The sequence below is a fragment of the Streptomyces sp. NPDC027663 genome, assembly GCF_055566415.1.
Map to the genome: position 1 here is coordinate 240349 of NZ_JBVHSK010000013.1, position 7493 is coordinate 247841.

Below are 7493 nucleotides of genomic sequence, written 5' to 3' on the forward strand. Positions count from 1 at the left end.
TTCTGCGCTGCGGGTTCCCCCAGCGGCGCGGGCTACCCGTCTCCCTTCGGACCGTCGGTCCCCGCCGGCCACCTCCTCAGCGGAAGACGTCGTCCTGCTCGTCCCAGTCGGCCGGTTCCTGCGGGCTCCACCGCACCCGGGCGCGCGCCTCGTACATCGCCTCGATCTCGGCCGCCCAGTGCCGCACGATGGCGTCCCGGCGCAGCTTCATGGACGGGCTGAGCAGTCCGTTGTCCGGTGCGAACGGTTCCTGGAGGACACGGTAGACCCTGATGGACTCCGCGCGGGACACCGCACTGTTGGCGGAGGCCACGGCGCGTGCGATCTCCTCCCGCAGCGCGTTCTCCTCCCTCGCCTCCCGGCCCGGGGCGTCGCCCTGCAGGGCGAGTGCGGCCCGCCAGTGCGCGAGGAAGTCCGGGTCCAGGGTGATCAGGGCACCGACGCACGGCCGGTCGTCGCCGATCACCACCGCCTGGTGGACCAGCGGGTGCATGCGCAGCCGCTGTTCCAGCGGGGCCGGCGCCACGCTCTTGCCGCCGCTGGTGACGATGATGTCCTTCTTGCGCCCGGTGATCGTCAGGTAGCCCTCGGAGTCCAGCCGCCCGATGTCCCCGGTGGCCAGCCAGCCGCCGCGCAGCGCGGCCCGGGTCGCCGTCTCGTCGCTGATGTAGCCCTGGAACACCGAGGGCCCGCGCACCAGGATCTCCCCGTCGTCGGCCACCTGGACCTCGGTGCCCGGCAGCGGCCGGCCCACGGTCCCGGACTTCTCCCGGCCCAGCGGCTGCATGGTGATCCCGCCGGAGACCTCGGTGAGTCCGTACCCGTCGTTGATGTACACCCCGATGCCCTCGTAGAACAGGCACAGTTCACGGTCGAGCGAGGAACCGCCGGAGGTGCCGCGCATCGCCCGGCCGCCGAGCGCCGCACGCAGTCTGCGGTACACCGTCCGCTCGTACAGGGCGTGTTGCAGCTTGAGGTCGAGCCCCGGACCCGGCCCGGTGCCCAGCCGCCGGCGTTCCTCGGCCGCGGCGAAGTCCCGCGCCGTCTGCGCGGCCCGCTCGAACAGCGCGCCCCGGCCCGCCTGTTCGGCGGCCCGCAGGAAATTCTTGTACAGCTTCTCGAACACCGACGGCACGCCGTACAGGTACGTCGGCCGGAACGAGGTCAGGGCCGACGCCAGCGCCGGCGCGGTCAGCTCCGGCTCGTGTCCCATCAGGACCCCGCCGCGCACGCACGTCACCATGATCATGATCCCGTAGACGTGCGAGAACGGCAGAAAGGCCAGCACGGACGGCTGTTGGCCCGGGGGAGCGGCGGTGTGGCCCCAGCCGGCCAGCAGCGTGTCGCACGGGTAGGCGAGGCCGCGGTGGCTCAGGGCACAGCCCATCGGACGGCCCGTGCTGCCGGAGGTGTAGACGACGGCCGCCGTGGCGTCCGGCAGCACGATCCGGCGCAGCGACTCCACGGTGGTGTACGGGACGTCCGTGCCCCGGTCCACGAGGTCGGCCAGGGCACCGGCGTCCAGCTGCCACACGTGCCGCAGCCGCGGCAGCCGCGTGCACACGGTGCCGACGGTCATGACGCCCTGCTCGTCCTCCACGACGACGGCCACACAGCCGGCGTCCCGCAGGATCCACTCGACCTGGTCGCGCGAGGAGGCCGGATGGATCGGCACGATCTCGGCGCCCACGGCCCACAGCGCGTGGGCGAACACCGTCCACTCGTAGCGGGTGCGGGCCATCAATGCCACCCGGTGGCCCGGTGAGACCCCCGCGGCGACCAGGCCCTTGGCCAGATCGGTCACCTCGTCCCGCAGCTCGACAGCCGTCACCTCCTCCCACACGGTCGCGGCGGGATCCGCTCGGCGCGCGAGCATCGGCAGAGTGGGATTCCGGTCCGCCGTCTCGAAGATGCTGTCGGCGAGGCCGCCGGTGAACGGCGGGGTGACGGAGGGAGCGAGGGCGACGTTCCGCATGCGCTGCTCCTGGTGTACGGAGGGTCACTCCGCCGACCGGTTCGGTGTCGGCGGTGCTCGAATGTAGCCCAGGCGACAGCGTTCGGTACCCGGAACGAGGAAGTCGTGATCGGCTGATGATCTGGCCGTGTCCTGGGGACTCGGCAGACATGAGCTACGTGAACCCCGATCCAGAACCTGACCGCACCACCGGACTGGAACCCGGAGGGGGAGTTCCGCCCGGCGAGACACCGCCCGCCGAGAGCAGCATGCCCGAGGCCGGGCCCCGGGAGCCGCACGTCCAGCAGAGAGGCTGGGCCAAGGCACCCCTCACGCTGATCCTGCTCCTGGTGGCCCTGATCGCGGCGTTCTTCCTGGTCTACGCCCTGGTGCTGATCCTCTGAGCGGAATCCTCAGCCCTGGGTGCGGCGCACGCACTCGGTGACCACGTCCCGCAGGCTGCCGGTGTGCTCCAGCAGCCTGCGCTGCTCACGTGCGCCGTTGCCCACCCGCAGCACTTCCTCGACGGCCTGCTCGGCGCGCACCGCGTCACCGCTGTCGTCGAGCGCGTCCGCGGCATGCTCCAGCAGGGAACGCAGCACCTGCGCGGCAGGCCGGGGCCGCATGCCGACCGGGTCGATGAGATCCTCCTCCAGGCCGAACCGCGCCGCCTGCCAGTCGGCGAGCCTGAGCAGGCTCACGCCGGGGTCCGGCGCCGGCCGGCCCGCCCGCCATTCCCGGGCGGCGGTCTCCACCAGCGCGCGGCTCAGGGTCGCGATCAGCACGGCGGTGTCCGCGCCGAGACAGACGTCCGCCACCCGGATCTCCACCGTCGGATAGCGGGCGGACAGCCGCACGTCGAAATAGGCCATCCCCTCGTCCAGGATGACCCCGGTGTCCACCATGTCGGTCACCAGCCGGTGGTACCGCTCGGCGGTTCCGAACAGCTCGGTCGGCCCGGCCGACGGCCAGCGGTTCCACACCCGGCTGCGATAGCTGGCGTAGCCGGTGTTGCGGCCCTGCCAGAAGGGGGAGTTCGCGCTGATCGCGCGCAGTACCGGGAGCCAGGGGCGGATCCGGTCGAGGACTGCGACGCCCTCCTCGTCGGACTCCACCGACACATGGACATGGCAGCCGCACACGAGCTGTTCCCAGGTGGGTACGCCGTACCGCTCGGCCAGCCACTGGTAGCGCTCGTTCACACTGAGTGCAGGGCTGACCGGCAGGGGAGAAGTGGCCAGTGCGGCAACCCCGCAGCCGATCTGTCCGGCGTGCCGGGCTGCCTCCTTGCGGCACCTGACGATCTCGTCGCCGAGGGCAACCATGTCCGACTGCGGATGCGTGGCAAACTCCAGCATCTGGCCGAACAGTTCCTTCTCGAACACGTCCTGCCCGGGATCGTCCTGGGCGGCATGGGCGAGGACGGCCGCCGCCAGCGCCTTCGGGTCGCCGCTGTCCGGATCGACCAGAAGGAGTTCCTCCTCCACTCCGACGGTGCGCACCTGGTGCCGCCCTTCTTCCATCCCGTGCCACGGGGGCAGTCTCGTTCTGTACGACCTCGACTGCCCCCCGGACGGCCGCCGACACCTTCGGCGTTCAGCGCTCCGGCGTCAGCCAGACGGTGGCCAGCGGCGGCAGCGTCAGGTTCAGCAGTCCGTCCTCGGGCCCGACCGGCCCCCCGGTTCCCGTGCCGCTGCCGCCGAAGCGGACGTCGTCGGTGTTCAGCTCCTCCTGCCAGGCGGGGAACTCGCCGGGGACCCACAACCGGTAGTCGTGCCGGACGACGGGAGAGAAGTTCGACACGGCCAGCAGCGGGCTGCCGTCGGCGGCGAACCTCAAGAACGCCAGGACGTTGTCGTCCGCCGCGTCGCACAGCACCCACCGGAAGCCGCCCGGATCGGTGTCCCGCTGCCACAGCGCAGGCGTCGCCCGGTACACCGAGTTCAGCTCGCGGACGAGGTCCTTTACGCCCCGGTGGTCGCCGGCCGAGTGGTAGTCGTCACCGAGCAGCCACCACTCCGGCCCGTGCGCCTCGGACCACTCGGCGCCCTGCGCGAACTCCTGCCCCATGAACAACAGCTGTTTGCCCGGGTGGGCCCACATGAAGCCGAGATACGCACGGTGGTTGGCGCGCCGCTGCCACCAGTCGCCGGGCATCTTCGACACCAGCGCCTGCTTGCCGTGCACGACCTCGTCGTGGGAGATCGGCAGGACGTAGTTCTCGCTGTAGGCGTACACCATCGAGAAGGTCATCTCGTTGTGGTGGTACCTGCGGTGCACCGGCTCCTTCTGGATGTACTGCAGCGAGTCGTGCATCCAGCCCATGTTCCACTTCAGCCCGAAGCCGAGCCCGCCGCTGTCCGTCGGCCGGGTCACCCCGTCCCACGCGGTGGACTCCTCGGCGATGGTCACCACGCCCGGGCAGCGCCGGTACACGGTGGCGTTCATCTCCTGCAGGAAGGCGACCGCGTCGAGGTCCTCCCGGCCGCCGAAGACGTTCGGCTCCCACTGCCCGGAGTCCCGCGAGTAGTCCAGGTAGAGCATGGAGGCGACCGCGTCCACGCGCAGCCCGTCGATGTGGAACTCCTCGCACCAGTACACAGCGTTGGCGACGAGGAAGTTGCGCACCTCGGTGCGGCCGTAGTCGAACTCGTACGTCCCCCAGTCCGGATGCTCCGCCCGGGTCGCGTTCCCGGGCTCGTAGAGCGGGTCGCCGTCGAAGCGGGCCAGCGCCCAGTCGTCCTTCGGGAAGTGGGCCGGCACCCAGTCCATGATCACGCCGATCCCGGCCCTGTGACAGGCGTCCACGAAGTACCGGAAGTCGTCCGGGGAGCCGAGCCGCGGCGTCGGCGCGAAGTACGAGGTGACCTGGTAGCCCCACGAGCCGCTGAAGGGGTGTCCCGCGACCGGCATCAGCTCCACATGGGTGAAGCCCATCTCCTTGGCGTAGGCGGGCAGTTCCTCGGCGAGCCGGCGATAATCCAGGCCGGCCCGCCACGAGGGCAGATGCACCTCGTACACCGAGAACGGCGCCTGGTGCACGGGCGTGTCACCCCGGTGCGCCATCCACTCGGAGTCGCCCCACTCGTAGTGCGAGGCCGTCACGATCGACGCCGTGTCCGGCGGTACCTCCGTGCGCCGCGCCATCGGGTCGGCCTTCAGGAACCGGTGCCCGTAGCGGGAGGTGATCTCGAACTTGTACCGGGTGTCCACGCCGATCCCGGGCAGGAACAGCTCCCACACCCCGGACGCGCCGAGCGAGCGCATCGGGTACTGCGTGCCGTCCCAGTAGGTGAAGTCCCCCGCCACCCGCACGCCCCGGGCGTTCGGCGCCCACACGGTGAAACGGGTGCCGGCCACGCCTTGGTGGACCATCGGCTCCGCCCCGAGCGCCCGCCACAGCTGCTCGTGCCGGCCCTCCCTGATCAGGTGCAGGTCCAGTTCGCCGAGTGCGGGCAGGAAGCGGTACGGGTCGTGCACCTCGTACTCGGCGTCCTCGTACGCCACCAGCAGTGTGTACGACGGGACCTCGGGGCAGGGCAGCACCGTGGCGAACAGGCCGTCGCCCTCCGACCACATGTCGGTGCGCCTGCCGTCGATCACGACGCTCACCGCCCGCGCGTTCGGCCGCAGCGTCCGGAACAGCGTGCCGCCCGGCACCGGGTGCGCGCCCAGCAGGGCGTGCGGATCGTGGTGCTCGCCGGCGAGGAGCCGGCCGCGGTCGGCGGTATCCAGCGGGACGGCCGCAGGCGGCACGGGGCCCGCGGTCTCGGGAGGCGCGGTGTCACGCAGTGCCATGATTCAGCCTCCCCACACGGCGAGCCGCTTGATCGCCGCCATCGGAACCGGCAGCCAGTCGGGCCGGTGTCTCGCCTCGTACAGCACCTCGTAGACCGCCCTGTCCGTCTCGTGCGCGCGCAGCAGCGCGTGCTTCTTGCGTGGATCCCAGCCCGCGCGGGCCGCGTAGCCCGCGCAGAACGCCTCCCGGCAGCGGCGCGCCCATTCGGGTCGCCAGGGGCGGCGCTGCCGGGCCGCGTAGTCGAAGGAGCGCAGCATCCCGGCGACGTCCCGCACCGGGGACTGCGGTGCCCGGCGCTCGGCGAGCGGCCGGGACGGTTCGCCCTCGAAGTCGATGACGAACCAGTCGCGGCCGGCCCGCAGCACCTGCCCGAGGTGCAGGTCGCCGTGGATGCGCTGGGCGGGCGGCCCGGTGTCGCACGTGGCGAGCGCCGCGAACGCGGCCTTCAGACCGGGTACGAAGGGCAGCAGCCCGGGTACGGCGTGCGCGGCGGCATCCAGCCGGGTGCACATCGCCTCGGCGGTACGGCCGTTCTCGCCCGGGCCGCCCGCCGGGAAGGCCCCGGCCAGCGCCAGGTGCACCTCGGCCATGGCCCGGCCGAGCGCACGGGCCTCCGCCGTGAAGTCGTCGCCCGTGGCGAGTGCGCGCAGCGCCAGCGTCCAGCCGTCGGTGGCGTCCGGCAGGAACGGCTGCAGCACCCCGAGGGTGGCCGTGCGCGGCGCGGTCGTGGTGAACCAGGCCACCGGCGCGGGCACCCGGCTGCAGCCCTGGGCGGCCAGCGCGGCCGGCACCTCCAGGTCCGGGTTGACGCCGGGCTGGATACGGCGGAACAGCTTCAGGATGTATGCGTCGCCGTACACGATCGACGAGTTGGACTGCTCGGCGTCCAGCAGCCGCGGGGGCAGTCCACCGGGCACATGGGCGGCCGGGTCCGCCTCGAAGCGCAGCGGGCCCGCCGGGCCGGGGTGCCGCAGCCGTTCCAGCAGCAGGTGGGCCGAGCGCGGGTCGTGCAGCGCGTCGTACACGGCGAGTCCGGCGAGCGGGCCGTGTCCGGCGCGACCGATGAAAGCCCGCTCCAGCCGCGGTGCGAGGTGCTGGCGCAGGCCCAGCAACAGCTGGTAGCAGTCGCCGGGCGGGGGAGTGCCGCCGGGGGTGGGCACCGGCGCGTGGGAGGCGTGCACCAGCAGGTGCAGGCACCCGGGGAACAGCTCGGTCACGGACAGCACCGACAGATCGCTGACGGGCCGGTCCTTGCCCGCGAACCAGCGCTGCCTGGGCAGCCAGTCGCGCAGCAGGTCGCCCAGGGACGCCAGGGGCCCGACGAGGCCGGGAGCGGTTCTCGGGCGGGGAGTGATGGTCTTCGGCATGGTGACGCGTCCTTTCCTCGGCGCCGGGTGTTCAGCGGCGGCGGCCGATGCGGGATGCGACTCGGGTGAGCCGGAACCAGTAGAAGCCGTGGCCTTGCAGGGTCAGCAGATACGGCAGTTCACCGATGGCGGGGAAGCGCACCCCGCCGATCAGCTCGACCGGATGGCGTCCGTCGTAGGTCCGCAGGTCGAGTTCGGTGGGCTGGGCGAACCGGGAGAAGTTGTTCACGCACAGCACCAGGTCGTCGCCGTACTCGCGCAGGAACGCCAGGACCGCCGGGTTCGACGACGGCAGCTCGGTGTAGGACCCGAGTCCGAAGGCGGGGTTCTGCTTGCGGATCTCGATCATCCGGCGTGTCCAGTGCAGCAGGCT

The 7493-nt window shown here is 71.8% G+C and carries 6 protein-coding genes; 1 reads left to right on the forward strand and 5 read right to left on the reverse strand.

What is annotated here, in order from left to right; genetic code table 11:
• Positions 1–76 precede the first annotated feature (76 nt).
• Positions 77–1975, reverse strand: coding sequence for an AMP-dependent synthetase/ligase (locus ACZ4SF_RS29530; protein ID WP_468390087.1), 1899 nt, complete (start codon positions 1973–1975; stop codon positions 77–79).
• A 149-nt stretch (positions 1976–2124) separates the two neighbouring features.
• Between ACZ4SF_RS29530 and ACZ4SF_RS29535 the strand changes: the two genes are divergently transcribed.
• The gene (locus tag ACZ4SF_RS29535) at positions 2125–2358 is read left to right on the forward strand and encodes a DUF6480 family protein (protein ID WP_468390090.1); all 234 of its coding nucleotides are present in this window, start codon (positions 2125–2127) and stop codon (positions 2356–2358) included.
• A 9-nt stretch (positions 2359–2367) separates the two neighbouring features.
• On the opposite strand, the gene ACZ4SF_RS29540 is transcribed toward ACZ4SF_RS29535, so the two are convergent.
• The 4 genes from ACZ4SF_RS29540 to ACZ4SF_RS29555 form a co-directional block, all read right to left on the reverse strand.
• A complete protein-coding gene (locus tag ACZ4SF_RS29540) occupies positions 2368–3456 on the reverse strand; it encodes a glutamate--cysteine ligase 2 (protein ID WP_468390093.1) in 1089 nt (362 codons plus the stop codon).
• Positions 3457–3550: 94 nt separating this feature from the next.
• Positions 3551–5752 (reverse strand): 1,4-alpha-glucan branching enzyme, encoded by a 2202-nt coding sequence (glgB, locus tag ACZ4SF_RS29545; RefSeq protein ID WP_468390096.1) that lies wholly within the window; start codon positions 5750–5752, stop codon positions 3551–3553.
• 3 nt (positions 5753–5755) lie between these two features.
• Positions 5756–7120, reverse strand: a complete 1365-nt coding sequence (locus ACZ4SF_RS29550; RefSeq protein WP_468390099.1) for a maltokinase N-terminal cap-like domain-containing protein — start codon at positions 7118–7120, stop codon at positions 5756–5758.
• Between the two features lie 31 nt (positions 7121–7151).
• Positions 7152–7493, reverse strand: a 342-nt coding sequence (locus ACZ4SF_RS29555) for an alpha-glucosidase C-terminal domain-containing protein (protein ID WP_468390101.1), incomplete at its 5' end; no start/stop codon positions are given.

What these genes read in the sequence shown, in the direction of transcription:
- ACZ4SF_RS29530 (WP_468390087.1), bottom strand. Translation starts at nt 1,975, where the DNA reads ATGCGGAACGTCGCCCTCGCTCCCTCCGTCACCCCGCCGTTCACCGGC.
- ACZ4SF_RS29535 (WP_468390090.1), top strand. Translation starts at nt 2,125, where the DNA reads ATGAGCTACGTGAACCCCGATCCAGAACCTGACCGCACCACCGGACTG.
- glgB (WP_468390096.1), bottom strand. Translation starts at nt 5,752, where the DNA reads ATGGCACTGCGTGACACCGCGCCTCCCGAGACCGCGGGCCCCGTGCCG.
- ACZ4SF_RS29550 (WP_468390099.1), bottom strand. Translation starts at nt 7,120, where the DNA reads ATGCCGAAGACCATCACTCCCCGCCCGAGAACCGCTCCCGGCCTCGTC.